At 34.9% G+C, this 23,758-nt stretch carries 24 protein-coding genes and 1 other annotated feature; of the genes, 4 read left to right on the plus strand and 20 right to left on the minus strand.

From position 1 onward, the window contains the following. Positions 1 to 254 precede the first annotated feature (254 nt). A complete protein-coding gene (locus tag G7082_RS02975) occupies positions 255 to 830 on the minus strand; it encodes a TMEM175 family protein (RefSeq protein ID WP_166033742.1) in 576 nt (191 codons plus the stop codon). Positions 831 to 848: 18 nt separating this feature from the next. Then, positions 849 to 2,291, minus strand: coding sequence for a nicotinate phosphoribosyltransferase (locus G7082_RS02980; RefSeq protein WP_166033743.1), 1,443 nt, complete (start codon positions 2,289 to 2,291; stop codon positions 849 to 851). Between the two features lie 129 nt (positions 2,292 to 2,420). On the opposite strand from G7082_RS02980, the gene G7082_RS02985 reads away from it, so the two are divergent. Continuing rightward, positions 2,421 to 3,218 carry a DUF92 domain-containing protein gene (locus tag G7082_RS02985; RefSeq protein WP_166033744.1) on the plus strand — a complete coding sequence of 266 codons (798 nt, stop codon included), beginning with the start codon at positions 2,421 to 2,423 and terminating at the stop codon, positions 3,216 to 3,218. Positions 3,219 to 3,271: 53 nt separating this feature from the next. Here G7082_RS02985 and rplL read toward each other — a convergent pair whose 3' ends face one another. From rplL to G7082_RS03010, 5 genes are all read right to left on the minus strand, one after another. Then, the gene (gene rplL, locus G7082_RS02990) at positions 3,272 to 3,640 is read right to left on the minus strand and encodes a 50S ribosomal protein L7/L12 (protein ID WP_166033745.1); all 369 of its coding nucleotides are present in this window, start codon (positions 3,638 to 3,640) and stop codon (positions 3,272 to 3,274) included. 67 nt (positions 3,641 to 3,707) lie between these two features. Next, positions 3,708 to 4,211 carry a 50S ribosomal protein L10 gene (gene rplJ, locus G7082_RS02995; protein WP_166033746.1) on the minus strand — a complete coding sequence of 168 codons (504 nt, stop codon included), beginning with the start codon at positions 4,209 to 4,211 and terminating at the stop codon, positions 3,708 to 3,710. Between the two features lie 36 nt (positions 4,212 to 4,247). Continuing rightward, positions 4,248 to 4,372: a sequence feature (ribosomal protein L10 leader region), on the minus strand. 42 nt (positions 4,373 to 4,414) lie between these two features. Further along, positions 4,415 to 5,104, minus strand: a complete 690-nt coding sequence (gene rplA, locus G7082_RS03000) for a 50S ribosomal protein L1 (RefSeq protein ID WP_166033747.1) — start codon at positions 5,102 to 5,104, stop codon at positions 4,415 to 4,417. A 111-nt stretch (positions 5,105 to 5,215) separates the two neighbouring features. After that, positions 5,216 to 5,638: a 50S ribosomal protein L11 gene (gene rplK, locus G7082_RS03005; protein WP_166033748.1), complete on the minus strand. Its 423-nt coding sequence runs from the start codon at positions 5,636 to 5,638 to the stop codon at positions 5,216 to 5,218. 141 nt (positions 5,639 to 5,779) lie between these two features. After that, entirely contained in the window at positions 5,780 to 7,252 is a 1,473-nt protein-coding gene (locus tag G7082_RS03010) for a glycoside hydrolase family 32 protein (protein ID WP_166033749.1), read from the minus strand. 165 nt (positions 7,253 to 7,417) lie between these two features. Between G7082_RS03010 and G7082_RS03015 the strand changes: the two genes are divergently transcribed. The 3 genes from G7082_RS03015 (at position 7,418) to G7082_RS03025 (ending at position 11,472) form a co-directional block, all read left to right on the plus strand. Further along, positions 7,418 to 7,987, plus strand: a complete 570-nt coding sequence (locus tag G7082_RS03015) for a GNAT family N-acetyltransferase (RefSeq protein ID WP_166033750.1) — start codon at positions 7,418 to 7,420, stop codon at positions 7,985 to 7,987. 215 nt (positions 7,988 to 8,202) lie between these two features. Then, positions 8,203 to 9,264 (plus strand): acyltransferase, encoded by a 1,062-nt coding sequence (locus tag G7082_RS03020; protein ID WP_166033751.1) that lies wholly within the window; start codon positions 8,203 to 8,205, stop codon positions 9,262 to 9,264. A 231-nt stretch (positions 9,265 to 9,495) separates the two neighbouring features. Next, positions 9,496 to 11,472 (plus strand): heavy metal translocating P-type ATPase, encoded by a 1,977-nt coding sequence (locus G7082_RS03025; protein WP_166033752.1) that lies wholly within the window; start codon positions 9,496 to 9,498, stop codon positions 11,470 to 11,472. A gap of 52 nt (positions 11,473 to 11,524) precedes the next feature. On the opposite strand, the gene G7082_RS03030 is transcribed toward G7082_RS03025, so the two are convergent. From G7082_RS03030 to G7082_RS03090, 13 genes are all read right to left on the minus strand, one after another. Beyond that, positions 11,525 to 11,926 carry a VOC family protein gene (locus tag G7082_RS03030; protein ID WP_166033753.1) on the minus strand — a complete coding sequence of 134 codons (402 nt, stop codon included), beginning with the start codon at positions 11,924 to 11,926 and terminating at the stop codon, positions 11,525 to 11,527. Between the two features lie 104 nt (positions 11,927 to 12,030). Beyond that, the gene (locus G7082_RS03035; protein WP_166033754.1) at positions 12,031 to 13,083 is read right to left on the minus strand and encodes a Gfo/Idh/MocA family protein; all 1,053 of its coding nucleotides are present in this window, start codon (positions 13,081 to 13,083) and stop codon (positions 12,031 to 12,033) included. Positions 13,084 to 13,098: 15 nt separating this feature from the next. Further along, positions 13,099 to 14,067, minus strand: coding sequence for a sugar phosphate isomerase/epimerase family protein (locus G7082_RS03040; protein WP_166033755.1), 969 nt, complete (start codon positions 14,065 to 14,067; stop codon positions 13,099 to 13,101). Positions 14,068 to 14,073: 6 nt separating this feature from the next. After that, a complete protein-coding gene (locus G7082_RS03045; protein WP_166033756.1) occupies positions 14,074 to 14,823 on the minus strand; it encodes a sugar phosphate isomerase/epimerase family protein in 750 nt (249 codons plus the stop codon). A gap of 16 nt (positions 14,824 to 14,839) precedes the next feature. After that, positions 14,840 to 15,550: a ThuA domain-containing protein gene (locus tag G7082_RS03050; RefSeq protein WP_166033757.1), complete on the minus strand. Its 711-nt coding sequence runs from the start codon at positions 15,548 to 15,550 to the stop codon at positions 14,840 to 14,842. A 12-nt stretch (positions 15,551 to 15,562) separates the two neighbouring features. Further along, complete coding sequence (locus G7082_RS03055) at positions 15,563 to 16,642, minus strand: Gfo/Idh/MocA family protein (protein ID WP_166033758.1); 1,080 nt, start codon at positions 16,640 to 16,642, stop codon at positions 15,563 to 15,565. Between the two features lie 78 nt (positions 16,643 to 16,720). Further along, complete coding sequence (locus tag G7082_RS03060) at positions 16,721 to 17,596, minus strand: helix-turn-helix transcriptional regulator (protein ID WP_166033759.1); 876 nt, start codon at positions 17,594 to 17,596, stop codon at positions 16,721 to 16,723. Between the two features lie 360 nt (positions 17,597 to 17,956). Beyond that, positions 17,957 to 18,271, minus strand: coding sequence for a hypothetical protein (locus G7082_RS03065; RefSeq protein ID WP_166033760.1), 315 nt, complete (start codon positions 18,269 to 18,271; stop codon positions 17,957 to 17,959). 18 nt (positions 18,272 to 18,289) lie between these two features. Next, positions 18,290 to 18,682, minus strand: coding sequence for a helix-turn-helix domain-containing protein (locus G7082_RS03070; protein WP_166033761.1), 393 nt, complete (start codon positions 18,680 to 18,682; stop codon positions 18,290 to 18,292). Positions 18,683 to 18,876: 194 nt separating this feature from the next. Further along, the gene (locus G7082_RS03075) at positions 18,877 to 19,290 is read right to left on the minus strand and encodes a YjdF family protein (RefSeq protein ID WP_166033762.1); all 414 of its coding nucleotides are present in this window, start codon (positions 19,288 to 19,290) and stop codon (positions 18,877 to 18,879) included. A gap of 190 nt (positions 19,291 to 19,480) precedes the next feature. Continuing rightward, entirely contained in the window at positions 19,481 to 21,034 is a 1,554-nt protein-coding gene (gene rny, locus G7082_RS03080) for a ribonuclease Y (protein ID WP_166033763.1), read from the minus strand. A 221-nt stretch (positions 21,035 to 21,255) separates the two neighbouring features. Then, the gene (recA, locus tag G7082_RS03085; RefSeq protein ID WP_166033764.1) at positions 21,256 to 22,317 is read right to left on the minus strand and encodes a recombinase RecA; all 1,062 of its coding nucleotides are present in this window, start codon (positions 22,315 to 22,317) and stop codon (positions 21,256 to 21,258) included. 85 nt (positions 22,318 to 22,402) lie between these two features. Continuing rightward, on the minus strand, positions 22,403 to 23,629 hold the full coding sequence (locus tag G7082_RS03090) for a competence/damage-inducible protein A (RefSeq protein ID WP_166033765.1): 1,227 nt from the start codon (positions 23,627 to 23,629) through the stop codon (positions 22,403 to 22,405). Positions 23,630 to 23,758 lie beyond the last annotated feature (129 nt).

The following is a 23,758-nucleotide window of genomic DNA, read 5'->3' on the forward strand; positions in this document are numbered from 1 at the left end:
TTGCTCAGAGCTAAACGCCATTTTCATCACTTGAATAGTCCGGATTCAATCGGCAGTTCCTTCAACAACTTCAAAAACCAGCATCAATTCAAAAAACACGAATTGTTGCTGGTTTTCTCCAGTTGCTCAGAGCTAAACGCCATTTTCATCACTTGAATAGTCCGGATTCAATTGGCAGTTCCTTCAATAACTTCAAAAACCAGCATCAATTCAAAAATCACGAATTGTTGCTGGTTTTCTCCAGTTGTTCAGAGCTAAACGCCGTTTTCATCACTTGAGTTTAAATGTGATTCAATCTTTTTACTTGGTACAACCCAAATTAAAAGCATTAAGACATCGATTAAAATAATTAAAAACGGAGCAATAATAATCCCTAAAAAGATTGCTAAGACACTGATTACAATGGTAATGACTGTTTTTTTAATATAAACCTCTTTGTCGTTACACTCTTTCAACGTATAAAGGACACATAGGAACGCAATATCAGCTAATACCATCACAACTCCGTAAAACAAAGATGGGTATAAACTAAAAGGATGTTGACTAATCCAATCTGTGGCAAAAGGAAACAGCGTCAGACTAAACAAGAAGAAACTATTCGCCCATAACACTTTACCATCGATTTTATTTACCAATTGAAATAAGTGGTGATGATTGTTCCAATAAATAGCCACTACACCAAAACTAATCAAATAAATCAATAAACTATTACTCACTTCTAGTAATTCTCTCAAAGAATCTCCCTTAGGTGGTGTAATACTCAAAACAAGAATAGTAATGACAATTGCCATCACACCATCTGAAAAAGCTTCTAAACGCCCCTTAGACATCTGACACCTCCACTGATTCTATTTAACCGAATCCCTAATTTGCTTAATCGTGTTCATCTTATGTTGCCAACACTCTTTAGATAAATCAACAGGATATTTTTGTGGATTTAAATTACGTTTATATTCTTCCCAAAGAGAGTTTAAATTTTCTTCAGAGAATTCTTTAATCTCTTCCAAACTTGGTAAATCATACACTCGATTGCCGTCTATATAAATATCTTTTAAAATTGAGCGTGCTTCAAAATCAGTTACTGTTTTGTTAATAAACGTATGAACTGGATGGAACATATAAATTTCATCATTCTGACGAGGGTCTTCATTCCATAATGTAATATAATCCCCTTCAGATTTTCCATCTTTTCCTGTAATTCGCCACACTTGTTTTTTACCTGGTGTAGATACTTTTTCAGCGTTGCTTGATAATTTCAACGTATCAATCATTTCACCTTGGTTATTTTCAATCGAAACTAACTTATACACAGCCCCAAGAGCGGGTTGATCATAGGCGGTAATTAATTTCGTTCCAATACCCCAAACATCGATTTTAGCTTTTTGCATTTTTAAATTTAAAATCGTGGATTCATCTAAATCATTAGATGCGTAGATTTTAGCGTCATAAAAGCCAGCTTCATCAAGCTGTTTACGGACTTTTTTAGAAATATATGCCATATCTCCACTATCAATTCTGACACCTAAGAAATTGATTTTATCACCCATTTCTTTTGCCACACGAATCGCATTGGGTACACCTGATTTTAGCGTATCAAAGGTATCCACTAAAAAGACACAATCTTTATGGGTTTGAGCATACGCCTTAAAGCCTTCATAATCGTCTAAATAAGACTGAATTAAACTATGGGCATGAGTTCCAGAAACTGGAATGCCAAAAATTTTACCTGCGCGAACATTACTAGTCGAATCAAAGCCACCAATATAAGCCGCACGAGTTCCCCAAATAGCCGCGTCCATTTCTTGAGCACGTCTTGTTCCAAACTCCATCACCAAATCATCTTCACACACCGCGCGAATTCTAGCCGCTTTTGTCGCGATTAACGTTTGGTAGTTAATAATATTTAAAATCGCTGTTTCAATCAACTGACATTGAGCCAAAGGTCCTTCTACTTGAAAAATCGGTTCGTCGTTAAAAACCATTTCGCCTTCTACAGCTGATCTAACAGTACATGTAAATTTAAAGTCTTTTAAATAAGTTAAAAATTCTTCAGGATAATCTGTCACTTCTCTCAGATAAGCAATATCACTCTCTGAAAAAGATAGATTATCTAAATAACTAATTAATCTCTCTAACCCAGCAAAAACAGCATAACCATGCTTGAAAGGCATTTGTCTAAAATAACACTCGAATACTGAATGTAAATCTGCTCGATCTAACTCCCAATACGTTTTCATCATATTTAATTGATACAAATCCGTATGAAGCGCCAAGCTATCATCTTTATACATTTTATAGTCTCCAATTCTTTGCTACTTGTATTTTCATACATATATTCTACGTGTTCCTTGAAACTTTCTCAACCTTTTTATCTTTTCCTTTCATGATATACTGAATATGATCTTAAAGGAGAAATAATTATGACCTTATTTTATTTAATTCTTGGACTATTAGGCAGTTCTTTTATCGCTTTTTTCGGCTTTTATTTTAAAGCAATCTCAAAATCAGGAATATTGGCAACTATTTTTATTGGGACAACCATTGCTGTTTGTGGAAACTTTTCCACATGGCCTGTGATTATCTTTTTATTTGGTTCTTCTTTTTGTATCAGTTGGGTTAAAAAACTGCTTTTCCACAGAGCTATTCAAAAAGAAAAAGAACTCCATCAAAAAAATGAAGCTAGAGATGCTCTCCAAATTTTTAGTAACACACTTCCTGCCACCTTATGTTTGATTGCCTTTTATACAACAAATAATGTTGCTTTTTTAGTAGGTTATCTCGCTTCTTTAAGTGGCGCCACAGCTGATACTTGGAGTTCTGAGATTGGTATTTTATCCACAGGGAAAACTTGGGATATTTTAACTTTCAAGAAAATTGATCAAGGGTTATCCGGTGGGATCAGTTGGTTAGGAACAATTTCTGGCTGTTTTGGCAGTTTGTTTTCCACAGCATGTTTCTTTTTCTTTAATCTCTTTACTAAAATCCCCTTAACTTATACACATTTTTTACTTATTTTTGGAATTGGTATTTTAGCATCTGCTATTGATAGCCTTTTAGGTAGTTTATTTCAAGCTAAATACAAAACTATCCACAATCAACTCACAGAAAAAGAAGAAAATACTCAATTAGTCAAAGGCATTACGTGGATAACTAATGATGTTGTTAACTTATCCACAAATCTAATTAGCGCATTTCTAGCTATTTTTTTAGCAAAATAACACAAAAAAGGAAGATCCGAGGATCTTCCTTTTTTTATAGTCAACTATAAAAATTATTTTACAGTTACTGAAGCGCCAACTTCTTCTAAAGAAGCTTTTAATGCTTCAGCTTCTTCTTTAGAAACGCCTTCTTTAAGTGCAGATGGAGCGCCATCTACTAAAGCTTTAGCTTCTTTAAGACCTAAGCCAGTTGCTTCACGAACTGCTTTGATAACTTTAACTTTTGAATCTCCAGCGCCAGTTAATTCAACAGTGAATTCAGTTTGTTCTGCAGCAGCAGATGCTTCACCAGCACCAGCAGCAGCTACAGGAGCAGCAGCAGATACGCCAAATTCTTCTTCGATAGCTTTTACTAAGTCATTTAATTCTAAAATAGTTGATACTTTTAAATCAGCAATAATTCCTTCAATGTTTAATGCCATTATGGGTTCCTCCATTATAATCTTTACGATTAATTTATATTTTTTTGTTTGAGACTAAGCGGCTAAATTAAGCAACTTCTTCTTCTTTTGAATCTGATACAGCTTTAACTGCGTAAGCCACGTTTCTGACAGGAGCTTGTAATACAGAAAGTAACATAGAAAGTAAACCTTCACGGCTTGGTAATTTAGCAAGAGCAACGATTTCTTCAACAGAAGATACGTTTCCTTCGATAATACCACCTTTGATTTCTAATGCTTTAGCTTCCTTAGCAAAATCATTCATGATTTTAGCAGGTGCAACCACGTCTTCGTTACTGAAAGCTACAGCAGTAGGTCCTACGAATACATCGCCTAAACCTTCTAATCCAGCTTGTTCAGCAGCACGGCGTAAGATACCATTTTTGATAACTTTCATCTCAATGTTTGCATCACGTAATTGTTTACGTAAATTAGTTACTTCTTCTACTGTTAATCCACGGTAGTCTACAACTACTACAGACGCAGCTTCTTTGAATTTTGCAGTAACAACTTCAACTTCTTGAGCTTTTTTTGCGATTGATGCTTCACTCATTTTATTTTCACCTCCGTAAATTTAGATGGTGGAATTTTCTATATAAAAAAACCCCATGCCACCGTTGACATAGAGGGACTATTGATTACTTTCAATATGGTCCTCGGTAGGAAATTAAGACTTACGTCACCTACTGTCTTCGGTACAGTTAATATTTAACCTAGACAACTATAACACAGATAGTTGTCTAGGACAAGTTTTTTCTAGAAAGAAAAATGATCTACTTTAACACCAGGGCCAAATGTAGTTGTAACTGTTAAGTTTTTAATGTAAGCACCTTTTGTTGCAGCAGGTTTTGCTTTAAGGATTACATCGTTGATTGTTTTAAAGTTTTCAATTAATTTAGCGTCATCAAATGATACTTTACCAATTGGAACGTGGATGTTACCTTGTTTGTCAACACGGTAAGTTACTTTACCAGCTTTAACTTCTTCAACAGCTTTAGTTACGTCCATAGTAACAGTTCCTGTTTTAGGGTTAGGCATTAATCCTTTAGGTCCTAAAACACGTCCTAATTGACCAACTTGTGCCATCATGTCTGGAGTTGCAACGACTACGTCAAACCCAAACCAACCGCCTTTGATTTTAGCAACCATGTCAGCATCGCCAACAAAGTCTGCTCCAGCAGCTTCTGCTTCTTTAGCTTTTTCGCCTTTAGCGAATACTAAAACAGTTTGTGTTTTACCAGTACCGTTTGGTAATACTACAGCACCACGAATTTGTTGATCCGCTTTTTTAGGATCTACGTTTAAGTTGTAAGCAACTTCTACAGTTGCGTCAAATTTTGCAATATTTGTATCTTTAGCTAAAGCAACAGCTTCTGCTACAGAATAATTTTTTGTTGTATCTACTTTTTTTAATGCATCTTGCATTTTTTTACTCTTGTTAGCCATTTTGTTTCCTCCTTGATTGTGGTTATAACGGTTGAACCTCCCACGGAATTCATATTTTTCAATACGAACCGACTGAGAAGCCACTTCTAAGTATCAATGAATAGAATAAAATTATTCTACAACGATACCCATGCTTCGTGCAGTACCTTCTACCATGCGCATTGCTGCTTCAACGTCAGCTGCGTTTAGGTCTTGCATTTTAGATTCAGCGATTTCTTTAACTTGATCTTTAGTTACAGTTGCAACTTTTTTAGAATTTGGTTCACCAGATCCTTTTTCGATGTTTGCAGCTTTTTTAAGTAATACTGCAGCTGGTGGTGTTTTTGTAATGAATGTAAATGAACGATCTTCATATACAGAAATTACTACAGGAATGATTAAACCTGCTTGGTCAGCTGTACGAGCGTTGAATTCTTTAGTGAATCCCATGATATTAATACCCGCTTGTCCTAATGCTGGTCCAACTGGTGGTGCTGGAGTTGCTTTCCCTGCTGGGATTTGTAACTTAACTAATTTTTCTACCTTCTTTGCCACGAGACATACCTCCTTAAGTCCGTGATGTGGTTTAATGGAGATGTAAATTTCTCCTCCCACGCTTCCATAAAAAAGAAGCACGTGTATAAAACACGCACTCCAACATTATACTTAATTAAAAATAATAATTCAAGTCTTTTTTTACTTAATTTGATAAAATTCCAATGCGCGAACCTCTATCTTACCTACAGCGTTCATCTCCCAATTTTCATAACTATTCTTTTCATAGAAAGTAACAGTCAGCGCATATTTTTTATCAATGAATACTTCAACAGATGACGTGTCCCTCAAAATCTCAATTTGGACATTCTCCTTATTCAAAGGGATATACATAGATCGTTCCAATAAAATTTCCTCTTCTATTCCCTTAATGAAGAAACCTGTATGCTCCCTGTTAACTGAAAAAACACCTGATGCCACATCTAGGACTAATTCAATCTTTTCTGATTGTTTATTAGACAAGTGAAGTGTCATTACTTTCGTCTCTGATAAATCGATCCGTAAATTAATGTAAGTATTCTTCTTAATCACGTTTTCCAGCTCATAAGGAATAAACTCTTCAATGACAACATTAGAAACTTCTTTTTCCAACTCTAAATAATCATATAATGCAGGTATCATTTCTTGAAGCAAACAATTATCTTCTATTCTTAGTCTCCTGCCAAAACTCATCGCCCCAGACCATAAATGTCCTAAATCATGAGTCGGTATGTTTCTATGCCACATTTGCATCCACGCAATCATAATTCGCTCACCGCGATTATTAACACATGTTTGGGGAGCATAAAAATCAAGACCTCCATCAATTTCATGAAAATTATCCACAGATAGTTTTCCGGTTTTCCAATCCATTTTACCAATGAAAGCCACTGTGGAACTTGTATTTTTGTACTGAATCCCAACTGATTTCATTTCTATCGGTGACATAATCAAACAATCTTTTCCGTCTAAATGAAATAAATCGGGACATTCCCACATCACTCCTTGCCCTTCCTTACCTTCTAATACCACCGAATAAAACTGCCAATCAATTAAATTTTTAGATTGAAACATTAAAATTTTCCCTCGGTTATCTTCTGTTTTAGTCGCTACTACGCAAAAATAGCTATCCTCTTTTTTAAAAATTTTTGGGTCTCGGAATTCTGCTATGTCGCCATGATTTCCCAACTCTTTTTCACTAATCACTGGGTTAAAGGTTTTTTTATAAAAATGAATGCCATCATCTGACACGGCTAAACATTGTGTTTCTTTTTTGACACCTAAACTGTCCACATGTCCTGTATACATTAAAAATAATTCTTCTCCTACAACAATCGCACTTCCTGAAAAGCAACCATCTCTTTCATACTCTTCTGTTGGAGCTAAGGCCACTGGTAATTCCTCCCAGTGAATCAAATCTTTCGACTTAGCGTGGCCCCAATGCATCGGTCCCCAAGTACTATCATAAGGATGAAACTGGTAAAATAAATGATACTCTCCCTTATAGTAAACAAAACCATTCGGATCGTTTAACCAACCAACTGGCGGCATTAAATGAAAATGGTGACGGTAATCTGTTTTTACTTCATGTTTCTTACTTGCAATGTAATCATTGGCTTTTTTTAATAAATCCATAAAACCACTCCTTTTATCAATTTAAACGCTCAGTAATGATACTTTTATTATATTATATGTCTTAAAAATAGTACAAGAATGTCCCGTTTTACTTCTTCAAACTTGCACCCTAATTTTAGTCATGATAGAGTGGGGCTATAATTATTTAAGGAGGACGATTTTTTTATGATACGTTCAGCAGAACCAAAAGATGCCGCTCAAGCGATGGACTTAGTGATGATTGTTTTGAGAGATATGGAATTAGAAGTTTTTAATAAATTATCTGAGGAAAAAGTAAAAGAATTACTTGTTAAGGCCTTTGTAAAAGAACCAGATTACCGTTACGGTTTTAATAATGCGATTGTTAAAGAAATTAACGGACAAGTTGCAGGTGTGGCTTTTGGCTATCCTGACCACTTAGAAAAAGGGATTGATGATGCCTTTATTAACTTACTACAAGAGAATGACCTTTCTGAGGAGTACAAGTTATTTCATGATGAGGAAACGTTTAAAGACGAATGGTACTTGGATACTTTAGTAACTTCTCCTGATTTTAGAGGAAAAGGTGTCGCTCGTGAATTGTTAGATTCACTACCTGACTTAGCGAAAAAACATAATCGAACTAAATTAGGTCTAAATGTGGACAAGGTAAATGACAGTGCTAGAAGAATTTATTTAAACAACGGCTTTGAAAAAGTGGGCCAAATCGATATCTCTAATCACGATTACGATCACTTACAGAAACACGTTGGCTAGAATATTGATAAAATTTATATGCACACTTTAGGAATAGAAGATAAAATTATCGACGGATGATTTTATCTTCTATTTTATTATTTTTTACTATCTTTTTATAGTGTATACTTTTTAATGTGACATGGTGTATTGCTTTTTTTATTAATAAAAAGAACTAACAAACAAACTTCAAATACCTTAGTGCAAAAAATATAAAATTTTAGGAGACTCTAATAATGACTAATTTTTCAAATAATATTGCTCGCGAAAATGACTACTATTTTTCATATATAGTAAAAATTTTCGCTAGTATCATGGTTGTGATGAATCATACCATCTCATTTAGAGGCATTAATTTAGATACACCCTCTACTTCACTGTACATTTCAATAGTTGTTTTTGCTATTGCAAAAACTGGTGTTCCTTTATTTCTTATGACAACAGGATTTTTTTCTTTACGTTCTTCTAAAATATATTCTACAAAGGATTATATGAAACGATTTATGAAAAATATATTTTTTCTCTATTCTCTGACTGTATTAGTTTGGTTAGTTAAAAATTATTTTTCTAATGATTTTTTACCTTTTAACTATGCAAATTTGTATTCTGAAAACATTTCAAATATATATTGGTATTTCTTTCTATTATTAGGAATAGATATCATGCTACCTTTTTTTAAAAAAATCTCAGACAGTAGTACCATTAAAGAATTACTTTATTTAATTTTTATCATTTTTTTATTTCAATCTTTTTTACCACTAATTTTAAAAAGATTCGCGTTACCAGGCGTTAATTTTTATTTTATGTCATCAATTTTCAATATGTCTATTGGGTATTTATTTTTGGGACAATTAGTTTACAGACTAAAAGATAAGCTTTATAAAAATATTAAACCTATTATCTTATCAATATTACTTTTTATTAGCGGTTTTACTATTTTTGTATTACTCATGTTGAATGAAGTTTCGGGAAATTCTAAGTTTAACCTCTTATTTTGGGATGATAGAAATTCTTTTTATGTCCTCTTTGAATCTTTTGCCATTTTCGTTTTATTTTATTCTGTATTTAGTTTTATCAGACCTTTTGATAGATTGATGTCCCTATTTTCGCGTGCAACCTTCTTTATATTCGCATTTTCAGATATTATCATATTAATAGTTGATGAAAAAAAATATAGGTTTGCTCAAAAACAAATAATTGATAATTTTTTATTTTTTATTTTAGTTTATTTCATATGTATGTTTAGTGGCGTATTTTACTATTCAGTTAAGCAAAAAATCAAGAAGCGTTACTCATAATTGCATCTTTTCTATTATTCTAATGAGCTTAACGAGGAAAAATAAGATATAAATTGAATAACCAAGAATACTAAGGTCAGAAGCTAAGATCATCAATAGATGACTTTCCCTTCTAATCTTAGTATTTTTTTACGGTTATCACTTGCAATATCAGCAATCATGTTCTATACTTAACGCATGAAGATATATTCATATGACAAATTAAACATATACTAAAAGGAGGCGTTTTTTATGGAACAATCACTTGCTCACGATAAAAAACACAATGAACACGAACACAATCACGATCATAACCATGATCACGGACATGACCACGATCACAGCGGACACGATCATGATCATGACCACGGAAAATTACCTGTTGTCCTATTCTTTATTGGTTTAGCCACTTACATCGCTAGTCTTTTTGTTGCAGAAGGAATGTTACAAAATATTCTAGCAACGGTAACTATTTTTATGTCAGGTTATCACATTATCATTGAAGGGTTTGAAGATACGATTACTCAAACGAAAGCTAATCGCAAATTCACTCCCAACGTTCATATTTTAATGACACTCGCTGCATTTGGGGCTGCTATTATTGGAGACTTTAAAGAAGGTGCTTTACTAATCGTCATTTTTGCTGGAGCCCATTTCTTAGAAGACTATGCAGAAGGTAAAAGTAAACGTGAAATCACGAATTTAATGAAAATGAATCCAACTGAAGCTCGTTTAATCAAAGCTGACGGCTCTACTGAAATCGTTGATGTTGCTACATTAAAAATTGGCGATCAACTTAAAATTTTAAACGGAGATCAAATTCCAACAGATGGTCGCATTATCTCTGGTTATACATCAATTGATGAAGCTTCTATTAACGGAGAAAGTGTTCCTGCTGAAAAAACAGTTGGGGATGATGTTTATGGTAGTACAATTAACGGAAACGGTATGATTACAATTGAAGTAACAAAAGAGAGTTCTGATACTGTCTTTGCTAAAATCTTACAATTAGTGAATGAGTCTCAATCTAATCTTTCTAAAAAAGCAACTAAAATCAAAAAATTGGAACCTAAATACGTAACTGCGGTTATGATTATTGTGACACTTTACATTGTCGCAATGCCTATGCTTTTCGGTGCTACTTGGTACAATAGTTTCTACAAAGGAATGGTCTTCTTAACAGTTGCTTCACCTTGTGCCTTAGCTGCCAGTGATGTTCCAGCTACTTTATCAGGTATTTCTAACTTAGCTAAACGTGGGGTTTTATTCAAAGGTGGTTCTTTCCTTTCTAACTTAGAAGGTATTCGCGCTATTGCCTTTGATAAAACTGGTACATTAACTGAAGGTAAACCTAAAGTAACCGACGTATTCTTCACCGTTGAAAAAGAAAACAACTCAGCTAACTACTTAAATATTGTAGCTGCTATGGAAAAACAAGCAAATCACCCATTAGCTGATGCGATTTTAGCTCATATTAACGTGACTGAAGTAATTGACTTAGATATTGAAAATCAAATTGGTAAAGGACTTGTATCAACTTACAAAGGGATTACTTACCGCATTGGTAAACCAGCTCAATTTGCTAAAGTTGATAGCAAAATCGAACAATTAAATCACACTTACTCTGAGCAAGGTAAAACAGTCGTTTACTTCTCTGAAAATGAAATTGTTGTTGGTTTAATCGCTATGATGGATTTACCTAACGAAAATTCTAAACATGTTATTTCTTACTTAAAATCTCAAGGAATTCATACAACTATGATTACTGGGGATGCTGAAAAAACAGGTCGTGCTGTTGCTAACCAACTTGGGATGGATGAAGTCGTGGGTAACGTCTTACCTGAAAATAAATCAGCGATTGTAGAAGATTTAGAACGTAAATACGGTTCAACTGCTATGGTTGGAGATGGCGTTAATGACGCTCCTGCCCTTGTTAAAGCAGATGTTGGGATTGCCATGGGTGAAGGAACTGATATCGCTATTGACGTGGCTGACGTTGTCTTAATGAAAAACGATTTAACTAAATTAAGCTACGCTCACCGTATTTCTAAACGTTTAGACAAAGTGGTTATGCAAAATATTGCGTTCTCAATGTTCATCGTAGTTCTACTTGTTATCCTAAACGTAATGGGTAAAATGAACTTACCACTTGGTATTATCGCTCATGAAGGTAGTACATTAATCGTATTATTCAACGGATTAAGATTACTTAAACCATTGAAAGAATAACTAAATTTAGATAAAAAAGAAGCTGATAATTAAGTATCGGCTTCTTTTTTTATTATGGTTGAGCCATCCACATCGGCTCTAATGTATTACCGTCTAAATCTTGAACTTCTAAACCATACATCATCTCTTCTGGCATACCTGTTTCGATTTGGTAAACATTACCACCATTGTTTTTAGCTGCTTCACCAAATTCCTTAACTTCTTGAGCGTTGTTCATTGAAAAAGCAATCAGAGCACTACTTGTTTTTGTGTTATCTGCCACCGTTCTATTTGGTGTAAAAAATTGATAGCGTGCGTGTTCGAGTAGCATCACAAAAAAGTTATCATCCCACACCATACAACTTGTATCTTCTGAAGAAAACGCTGGATTTAATGTAAAACCTAATTTTTCATAAAACGCTGTTGATGCTTTCACATCTTTCACTGGAAAATTTACAAAGACCATTGTTGCCATACATCATCATTCCTTTTCTTTAAGATAATTCATTATAATACATCTTTATCTTTTTAGGTTAATAAAAAACACTTAAGACTTAGATTAGCCTCAAGTGTCTCAGTTTATTCAAATGTTAAGATCTCTTTTTTCTCTGCTGCTTCAAACATTGTTTCAATTAAGCATAAGACACGATAAACCTCTTCATTTTTAACAATTGGTTCTGCATTGTTTCTTACCACATCATAAAAATTATGATAGAAGCTATCGAAATCAGCTGCCACTTCTTTAATGTCTAGTGTTGTTGTCGCGTCTTCTGAAGGTGGCGCCATGGTTTTAGTTAAACCCTGACCTGCTTGAATTGGTACTAAATTATGATGATCAATGGTTCCAGTTTGTTTCACAATTTCACCAGACAAATCCCAATCCTTAATCACTGCTGCTCCTTCAAATCCTCGAACATACCATCTAGGGAGTTTAACAAAGTTAGTTGTTCCGACTTCAACAACAGCCTTCACACCATTTTCAAAAGTTAAGTAGCTGATAAAGCCATCATCCACTTCATCTCCTAAAACAAAGCTCAAATCACACGCCACTGTTTTTAACGGACTATCCACCATAAACAACATCTGATCCAGTAAGTGAACGCCCCAATCAAGTAGCATGCCACCACCATGTTGTTTTAAATGACGCCAGTCCCCTGGAATGCCGTTAGCTCCTTGAACACGTGATTCAATTTGGAATAATTCTCCCACTTGTTTCTCTTTGTATAAATCACGAATAATCAGGAAATCGTTGTCCCAACGTCTGTTTTGATGCACCATAAAGATTTTATCTTCCACTTTAGCTGTAACCATCACTTCTTCTAATTCAGCCGTATTCATCATTACTGGTTTCTCACATACTACATGTTTTCCTGCTTTGATGGCTTTAATCGCAAGTTCTTTGTGACTATCGTTTGGTGTGGCAATCAGTACCGCTTCAACTGTTTTATCTTCTAAAACACTTTCTAACGTAGGATAGACTGTAAAGTTGTTTTCTTTTGCTAAATCGAGACGCGTTTGATCAATGTCATAAACACCGATAACTTTCACGCCTTCTTTTTCTTGAATTAATTCACGGGCATGGTAACTTCCCATGCCTCCGTAGCCGATTACGACTAAATTAATAACACTCATGTTAATCCTCCTAAATTAAGCCCACCACATACCACCAGGTTGGTCTTTAATCATAATTGATTTTAAGTTAATAACCGCGCGGTCAAATCCTTCGTCAATCGACATAATTGGATCTTCATGCTCAATACTTAAAACATAGTCATAACCATATAAACGTAGGGCACTAATAATATCTGACCACTCTTGAATACTGTGACCACAACCAACGGATCTAAAGGTCCACGCTCGTGTTTGAACGTCGCTATACGGTTGCATATCCGTTAAACCATGCATGTTAATATTATCTTGATCTAAGTAAGTATCTTTAGCGTGGAAATGATTAATCGCATTTTCCTTACCTAAAATTTTAATCGCACCTACTGGATCAATTCCTTGCCACCATAAATGAGAAGGATCTAAGTTACAGCCGATATTTTTACCAGCAGCGTCTCTTAATTTAAGCATTGTGTATGGTGTATGAGCTAAGAAACCACCGTGTAACTCAATACCAATTTTAACACCTGCTGCGTCACATTCTTGATTGATTTCTTTCCAATAAGGAATTAATTTTTGCTCCCATTGGTAGTTATAAATGTCGGTATAGTCAGTTGGCCAAGGTAACACAGGCCAGTTAACACTTGTATCTGTCTCATTCCCACCAGCAACGCCTGAGAAACCATTCACAACAGGAACATTCATCATTGAAGCTAGTTTAATTGTTTTACGTAACAACTCATCTGCTTCAGTTGCTTCTGCTTTATTTGGAGAAATTGGATTATGATGGGCACTAAAAGCACTGATTTCTAATCCTTTATCTTGTAATTTGGCTAAATATTCTTTTCTAGCATCGCCACTAGCTAACAATTTATCAATATCACAATGAGCTGTTCCTGGTGAACCACCTGTGCCAATCTCAACTGTTTGTAATCCTCTTTGAGCCACTGCCTCAATCATTTCATCAAAACTTAAATTATTAAATAAAGGGGTAAATACACCTAATTTCATTGTTTATCATCCTTTCTCTTTCAATTCACGTAATGTTTTAACATTTACTTTCGCACTCTCCATCGGTGTCAGATTTTGGAAGGCTTCCTGTTCAATGACTACCCAATCTAAATCAGCATTCTTCGCCCAGTCTAAGTAAGACGTAATTGGAAGAACACCTTTACCAATTTCAGTGCTTTCTTTTTTATCTTCTGTGACTAACATGTCTTTAAGATGTAGCCAGCTTATATTTTTTTGATGCTTATCTAACCAAGGTATCACGTCAATTCCCGCATAGGACAACCAGTAAGTATCCACTTCTAATTGAATCCTTGGAATCATCTCAATCATTTTTTCTAAGATATTCACATTAGGAATATCCATGATTTCATGGGCGTGATTGTGATAACCTAAAACTAACTCTTCTTTAGCTAGTTTTTCTGATAATTCTTTTAACTGCTTGATTTTAGTTTCCCATTCTTCGACAGAATCTGCCCCAATATGAGGAACAATCACATGTTGATTACCAATTTCTTTCTCAAAAGCAACCACATCATCAAAATTTTCTAATAGTGAATCAAAACTAACATGTGAACCTGAAACGTTTAAAGATAAATCTTCTAATTTTTTTGCCAAGTCAGCAGCCTTATAATCATAATATCCTGCAAACTCAACACCATCATAACCATATTCTTTAACACTATCTAAAACATGTTCAAAATTATCTGCACACGCGTCTTGTACACTCCACAATTGTAAGCTAATTAAAGGTTTCATATTAGAAACTCCTATTTTATATTTTTTCTAAAGGCTGGTGATTACCGTAAGTTGGATAGGTACTATCCGTTGGGGTTGCCCATCTTACTGCATTTTTAATCACTCGTTGCACTTTTGGATGGTAATATGAAGGATAAGTTTCATGTCCCGGTTGGAAATAGAAAATCTTACCATTGCCACGTTTATAGGTCACCCCACCTCGGAAGACTTCTCCTCCTTTGTACCAGTTAATAAAAATTAACTCATCAGGTGCTGGAATATCAAAATGTTCCCCGTACATTTCTTCTTTTTCAAGCTCAATGTACTCACCAATACCATCTACGATTGGATGACTTGGTTTCACATTCCAAATACGACAGGTTTCATCCGCTTCACGCCATTTTAAATCACAACTTGTTCCCATCAACTTAATAAAGATTTTTGACATATGACCTGAGTGTAAAACAATCAAGCCCATGCCTTGTAAGACACGTTCATGCACGCGATTCACAATGTCATCTGAAACCTCATCATGAGCAATGTGTCCCCACCAAACTAAAACATCTGTATCATTTAAGACCTCTTCAGTTAAACCATGTTCTTCTTCGTCAAGAGTCGCTGTTCTGACGTTAAAATCTTCTTGTAAAAAATTTTTAAGTTGTTCGTGAATTCCTTCTGGGTAGACTTCACTCACTTTCTCATCTGTTTTTTCATGTCGATATTCATTCCACACCGTCACATTTATCATTTTTACACGCTCCTATTTGTTTAAGAATACTGGTTCACCAAGTTCTGATGATTTATAGATTGCTTCTAAAATTTCAGTTACCACTAACGCTTGTTCTGGTTTCACCACTGGCTCTGTGTCATTGATAATTGCGTCAATCCATGACTGAGCTTCTACAACTGCCGGATCTGATCCTGCACCGTCATAAAAATCAACGCCACCTGTTTCAAGTTCCACTTTACGTTGGTATAACAAACCACGATCTTCACCGTTAATCGTTAAACCATCCTTCATGTCTGCGCCTGCTTTCGTTCCTGAAAGACTTGTTTTCGCTTCGTCTACCTCTAAGCTGTTAATTGCCCAACTAGCTTCTAATGTGATTGACGCGCCATTTTCCATGGTAATAAATCCAAAGGCTGAATCTTCCACTGTGAATTTTTCTGGATCCCAAGGTCCCCAAGCGTTGGCTGCATTTTTAGTTGAAGATAATTTATGATACGCATTCCCTACCACATATTTTGGTTTGTAGTTATCCATCATCCATAACGTTAAATCTAAAGCATGGGTACCGATATCAATTAATGGTCCCCCGCCCTGAGCTTCTTCATCTAAGAACACACCCCAAGTTGGTACAGCACGACGACGAATCGCATGGGCTTTCCCTACATAAATTTCTCCAAGCTCACCGTCTTGGCAAATCTCATGTAAATATTGAGAATCTGTTCTAAAACGGTTTTGATAACCAATCGTTAACTTTTTGCCTGTTTCTTTCATCGCTTCTAACATACGACGCGCTTCTTCGCTTGTTTTAGCCATTGGTTTTTCACACATCACGTGTTTGTCTGAGTGAAGTCCGGCAATTGAAATTTCAGCATGTGAGTTGTTTGGTGTACACACATGAATCACATCAATCGACTCATCTTTTAATAATTCTTTATAATCTGTATAGACTTTCGCTGAATCTTTTCCAAAATCTTCTTTTGCTTTCACAGCTCTTTCCTCAATAATGTCACAAAAAGCCACCATTTCAGCTTCTGCTACTTGTTTTAAAGCTGGCATATGTTTCCCGTTCGCGATTCCGCCACATCCGATAATCCCAATTTTTAATGTCATTATAAAAACCCCCATCAATGTTTTGTTTGTACGTTCATTCTACAAAACTTTGATAGGGGTTTCTTCCTTGTTTTCTACTTAATTATTCCCGAATATTGACTTGTGAAATTTTAGGGGTGACATTCCCACTTGTTCCTTGAACACATGATGAAAGGTTTTCACACTATTAAAACCCGATTTTTCGGCGACTTCAATCATGGGAATCTTTTCGTGAGATAAAATATACTTGGCTTGATTAATCCGATAATCCGTTAAAAATTGCATAAAGGTTTGTCCGGTATTTTTCTTAAAGAACCTCGCAAAATAATACGGACTAAAACCAACCACTTCTGCCATTTCATCTAAAGTTATCAGCTCATCGTAGTGATTTTCAATGTAAATAAAAATCTCATTGAGGCGCTCCAAAGTTTCATGATTATTAGTCGCATCCACAAAATTAGCCTTTCGGTAAATCTCAGGTTTGATAGGCATGTCACGGTAATAAATCGTCATTAATCTTAGTAAATCACTAATCATGGCATGTTCGTAACCAATCTTCAACTCGTGCATCTCTTTAATTAAATCATGTAAGCAAACTAAAACTTTTTCTTTAACTTCATTTGGCCAGTGAACACTGTGATTTTCAGCTTCTGCAAACAATTTCGCCAGTTCTTTATGACTTTTATCTTTGAATAAAGAATCTCTAAATAAACTTAAGTCAAACTGAAACACGCGCCTAATACTTCCAGGTGATGCCACAAAATAATGACTCTCACCACTTCCAAAGACAAAAATTTCACCTTCATGCACTTGAATAATCTGATCATTGTAACCAATATTAACAGAACCTTTTGTCACATAAATAATCTCGATTTCTTTGTGCCAATGAGGAGGCACAATAATTTCGCCTTCATTTTCAAAGGTGCAAAACGGAAATGACAACGGCCATTCTGGTATCTCTAAAAATAAACTCACGATAAGTCCCCTTCCTGTGGATTTCTCATGAGCTTAGTATAGCAAATTAATAAAAAAAGCAGTAATATCTTTCATTCATTACTTCTGGATTTTTTTAAAAATCAAATCATAATGATGAGGAAATAGATTGGTGAAAATGGTGTTTAGCTCCAGTTGCCGTAGGAGCTGCCATTTGAACCCGGACTATATAAAGTCGCTAAAGATTCAGGTTGACAGTTATTTTATCTCTTCCTAATAAATATCTTTTTTAACCTATGTATTCCCCACCCTTCTACATTAATTTAGGTTTTCACTTTTCAAAAAAGAGTTTAGCTATTCCATTTTGGAATAGCTAGACTCTCCTTGTATCTTTATTTAATATCAAAGAATCCAAACTGCTAAGATAAACACAACTAAATCAAACAGTAACAAAGCACAAATTTTCTTTTTAATTCTCAAAACACTTATTTTCTCAATCTCTGATAAATAGCTTAACGTTCCTTTTCTTTTAAATAAATAAATTGGTAACCCCGAACCATTTTGACTAGACGCTGCTAAAAATGCCCAAAATTTTGGTTTGGCTATTTTTCGACTTGTGGCATCAATTAAAACCAGTTGATACATATAATAAGTCAAAAAAATCGCTGTAACAACAATGATTAAGACTAACAACATTAACAAATAGAAACTATTCATGACACTCACTCCAAACGGTTAGATTTTTTTAACGATTAGATAAAAAATACCTGTTGAGTTGATTCCAATTAAAGAGAATAAAAAATACAGAAAAGTTGTGTTTTTTACAAACATGCAAGAAACAATTAACACAATATTAATCACTAACAACAAACAAAAACGTTTAAAAAATTGATTCTCCTCAGCTATTTTTTGTAAATGATCCACCATCACACCATCCTCCTTCAATAACTTATCTAAGGAGATGTCATAGATATCACTGAGCATGACCAAACTTTTAATATCAGGTAAGGTTCTACCTGTTTCCCAATTAGAGATAGTTTGTCTTGAAACATGAATTTTTTCAGCCACACTCTCTTGAGTTAACTCCATTTCTTTTCTTCTGTGTTGTAATCGTTGTGATATTTCCATGATAGTCTCCTTCGTTATGATAGATTTAGTGTAACGTGAGTTGAATCATTATTCCTCCAAAACTCTTTATAAATCCTATTATATCTGAGTATAAAAGTCTTTGACATCCTTTTCTACAGTTAATTTAACAACTAAAAAAGCTTGGTCACTCCACTACGGAATAACCAAACTTTTATTTGATACGTTTTTCTTAATTAATGCCCCTTGCGCTTTTCCAGTTTTTTTAACTGAGCTTTATCAAACTTTTCTTGCTTCAAACGCTCTTTTTCAGCTTTAGAAATTTGTTTTCTTTCAATCTTCAAACTGTCTTGAATTTCTTTCATTGCGTCTTGGGACTTGGTTGAAATAACCGCTTGATTTTTTTGACGATTAATTAATCGTTGCATCCGTTTTGGATTAATCTTTTTAGTTTCTTCCACTGTTTCAGTGATATCACTAAACCGACTATTAGCCAAAATAGATGTCATTTCTTGATTAATAAAGTCGAACACTTCCGCATCTTTTGGTGCTCTACCAAATAGATGCTTATAAACAAGCAATTTATTCCTTTCCTGATATTCAATCAAACCGTACCAAAAACTACCATCAAAATAAATTGTTAATTTCATGATAGCCCTCCTTTATAAAAAATTACAATGGACGACCTGGAGGGAAGGATACTAACACGCTGTTACGTGCTTACGGACTACCAACCGTAACGTGATTTTATGTGAACTCAGTATATACGCATTTGTTTTAGAAAGCAAACAAAAAAAGAAGATAAGATTTTTAGCATCTTACCTTCCTTAATATAATTGCTTATTTAGCGTAATCAACTGCTCGCACTTCACGAACAACGGTTACTTTAATGTGTCCTGGATATTCCAATTCACTTTCGATACGTTTTCTAACGTCTCTCACTAATAATGTTGCTTCGTCATCAGTTACTTCGTCTGGTTTAACCATGACACGAATCTCGCGACCAGCTTGGATAGCAAAACTTGTATCCACACCAGGGAAGTCGTTAGCGATGTTTTCTAAGCGTTCTAAGCGTTTAATGTAGTTTTCTAAAGATTCACTTCTAGCTCCTGGTCTAGCTGCTGACAACGCGTCTGCGGCTGCCACAAGAACAGATATAACTGAAGTTGCTTCCACGTCACCATGATGTGAGGCAACAGCGTTAATAACCACTGAGTTTTCCTTATACTTACTTACTAATTCAGTTCCGATTTCAACGTGAGAACCATCCACTTCATGATCAAGTGCTTTACCAATATCGTGTAGTAAACCAGCACGTCTTGCTAAGACTGGATCTTCACCCAACTCTTCAGCTAGAACACCTGCTAATTTCGCCACTTCAATCGAGTGATTCAATACATTTTGACCATAACTGGTTCTAAAACGCATACGACCTAAAATTTTAATCAAATCTGGATGTAATGAGTGAACACCTACATCAAATGCGGCATTTTCACCATACTCACGAATTCTTTCATCCATCTCTTTACGAGATTTCTCAACCATCTCTTCAATACGAGCTGGGTGAATCCGTCCATCTTGAATTAATTTTTCTAAGGTCATTCTTGCTACTTCACGTCTGATTGGATCAAAACCTGAAAGCACCACTGCTTCTGGTGTATCATCAATGATCAAATCAATTCCTGTTAATGTTTCTAGAGTTCGAATGTTTCGACCTTCACGACCAATAATACGGCCCTTCATGTCATCGTTTGGTAAATTAACCACTGTTACTGTTAGTTCTGATACTTGATCAGCAGCACAACGTTGAATCGCTAGAGAAAGTAAATTTTTAGCTTTTCTATCGGCTTCTTCTTTGGCTCTTTGATCACTATCTTTAACAAGCATTGCTCTTTCATGAGTTAACTCTTTTTCAGTTTCATCCATGATAATATCTTTTGCTTCGTCTTTCGTTAATGAAGCAACTTTTTCAAGCTCATCTTTTTGCTTGTCGATTAATTCTGATACCTCTTGTTCTCGCTCATCAATCAATTGTCTCTTAGAATCAATCTTTTCCTCTTTTTCCTCAAGTGTGCGTTCGCGCTTTTCTAAAGAGTCATCTTTGCGATCAAGATTATTTTCTTTTTGTAATAGTCTATTCTCTTGATTTTTTATTTCTACTCTTTCTTCCTTCAGCTCACTTTCGATTTTAAGTCGGTAATCCTGATTCTGTTCCTTAGCCTCCAACAAATACTCCTTTTTCAGAGTCTCGGCATCTTTTTTAGCTTGTCCAACAATGCCAGCAGCTGTATTGTTAGCTCCTGCGATTTCCTTACTATGTTGAGACTTCGCAAAAAAGTAGCCAAGTGTTAAACCTACAATTAATCCGATGATAGTGAGGAGTATCAAATTCATAAAAACACCTCCATACTATCCTTTAATTATTTTTTTATGTGTAGATTAAAAGTAAAATATTTCTAAATCATGCTCTACAGGCATGAGTGTATAAAACAAAACTATACAACCTTCATTTTAAGCTTTGTTAAATGGAGTGTCAACTGAAATAATAGCTTATTAAAAACATAAAAAAACTGCTAAATGAAGTTTACGTTCATTTAACAGTTAATAAATTTATTTTATTCTTCTAATTCTAAAGGAATATCCTCTGATGGCTTACTTTTTTCAGGTGTTTCTGGTTCTTCTGGAGCTCCGTCAATGTTATATGCGACTCTAACTTTTTGGTAGATTTCTTCCATCATCTCTGGATGTTCAGCAAAATATTTCTTCGCATTTTCACGACCTTGACCAATTCGCTCTTCATTGTATGAATACCACGCACCACTTTTATTAACGATATCTTTCTCAGCAGCCATATCAAGTAGTTCACCTTCTTGTGAAATACCTACTCCGTACATAATATCAACTTCTGCTAATTTAAATGGTGGTGCTACTTTATTCTTAACTACTTTAATTTTTGTACGGTTACCTACAATGTCTGTTCCTTGTTTTAATTGTTCGGCACGTCTCACTTCTAATCTGACAGTAGCATAGAATTTCAAGGCACGTCCACCAGGAGTGATTTCTGGATTACCAAACATTACCCCAACTTTTTCACGAATTTGGTTAATAAAGATCGCGATTGTTTTTGTTTTATTAATCGTTCCTGATAATTTTCTTAAAGCTTGAGACATTAAACGAGCTTGAAGACCAACGTGGCTATCTCCCATTTCTCCATCAATCTCAGCACGTGGTACTAAAGCAGCTACTGAATCGACAACAACAATGTCAATCGCCCCACTTGAAACAAGTGCTTCAGCAATACTTAGTCCTTGTTCTCCTGTATCTGGTTGAGAAAGAAGTAAGTCATCAATGTTAACCCCTAATGCTTGGGCATATTTAGGATCTAAGGCATGCTCAGCATCGATAAACGCTGCTGTACCACCTTCTTTTTGAACAGATGCAATCGCATGTAAAGCAACTGTTGTTTTACCAGAACTTTCTGGTCCGTAAACTTCAACAATTCTTCCTCGAGGGTAGCCACCTACACCTAAAGCTGAATCTAATGCTAACGAGCCACTAGAAACTGTAGATATCTGTGTATCTACCTTTTCTCCTAGCTTCATAACTGATCCTTTACCAAAATCTTTTTCTATTTTTTTTAATGCTGCATCTAGTGCGGCTTTACGATTATCTGACATCAATGTGCCTCCTTCAATTTCTCTCTTCATAAGTATAATACTGTCTTTTTTATAAAAAAGCAAGATAAAAGCGAACAGATATTCGCTATTTTTTTATTACTAATTTTCTTAAGTAATTTAAACTGTGTTTCACTGCACCATCTTTAACATACTCAAAATCACGGTTAATTATCATTTTATCAAAGTAGGTTTTATCACCTACCACTAAACTGAGCAATATTGTTCCCTTTGGAAAATAACTTGTAGCATGACTTTCATCAACAACCATCACACATAAACCGTAAGTTGTTTTCATCTCTTCTTTGATTTTTTGAGCCAACAAGCGAGTCGTTTCCTCAGTATACACGCGTTTATCCTCTGTCTCTAAATAAGAACAGATAGCTTCATCAGAATACAATACTCGTCCACCTGCAAAAACTTTAGCACTATCCACTACTTTACTTAAACGACTTTGACATAATCCACCTGTTGTCGTTTCAATAATCGCTAAGGTTTTATTTTTTTCAGATAATAAAGAAATCACTGTTTCTTCTATTGTTAGGTTTTCACCATAGCCATAAAAATATTCTCCAACTTTTACTTTAATCTTTTCTTCTATTGAATCAAGTAATGCGTATCCTTCTGATTCCTTTTCACATTTCGCTGCAATTCTTAACATGACTTCATTTGATTTAGCGTAAGGTGCTATCGTTGGATTAGTTTGTGCTTCAATCAACTCACTTAACTCAGTCACCAAAAGAGATTCTCCAATTCCCATAAACCTTAAATACCTAGAAACCAATTTTGTTTTATTAGGCAATAATTGACTTAATAAGGATAATACGCCTACTTCTACCATTTTTTTCATTTCTCTAGGTGGTCCAGGTAATAATAGGAAATGAGTTTTTTCTTTTTCAATCAACAAACCACAGGCAAGTCCAGCAGGATTTTGAATCGTTGTCGCGCCCTTGATGGTTAGTGCTTGTTGCTTATTATTTTCGGTCATGGGTCTATCTGAATAAACAAAATAGTCTGTCACATGTTTCAATGCTACCTCATCATACATCAATTCAGAGTCAACATATTTAGCCACTGTTTGTTTGGTTAAGTCGTCCTCCGTTGGGCCTAAACCACCACATAATACAACTAAATCAGCTCTACTACTTGCTTCATCAATGCTACTTAACAATCTTGCTTCATTATCTCCTACCACTTGTTGATGATATAAATCAAACCCTAACTCTGTTAATACTTGTGATAAATAAGTGGCATTGGTGTTAACAATCTCACCTAATAAAATTTCTGTACCTACTGCGATAATCTCTGCTTTCATCTTTCACCCTCACAATCAATATACGATATTTTTTCTTATTTTATTTTATCACAATCAATCCCCAATCCATTTTTTTACGCCTAATTAAATATTAATAATATTCAAGGTCTAAATATAGACAAAGACGTA

This window comes from Vagococcus hydrophili, assembly GCF_011304195.1.
Classification (GTDB): domain Bacteria; phylum Bacillota; class Bacilli; order Lactobacillales; family Vagococcaceae; genus Vagococcus; species Vagococcus hydrophili.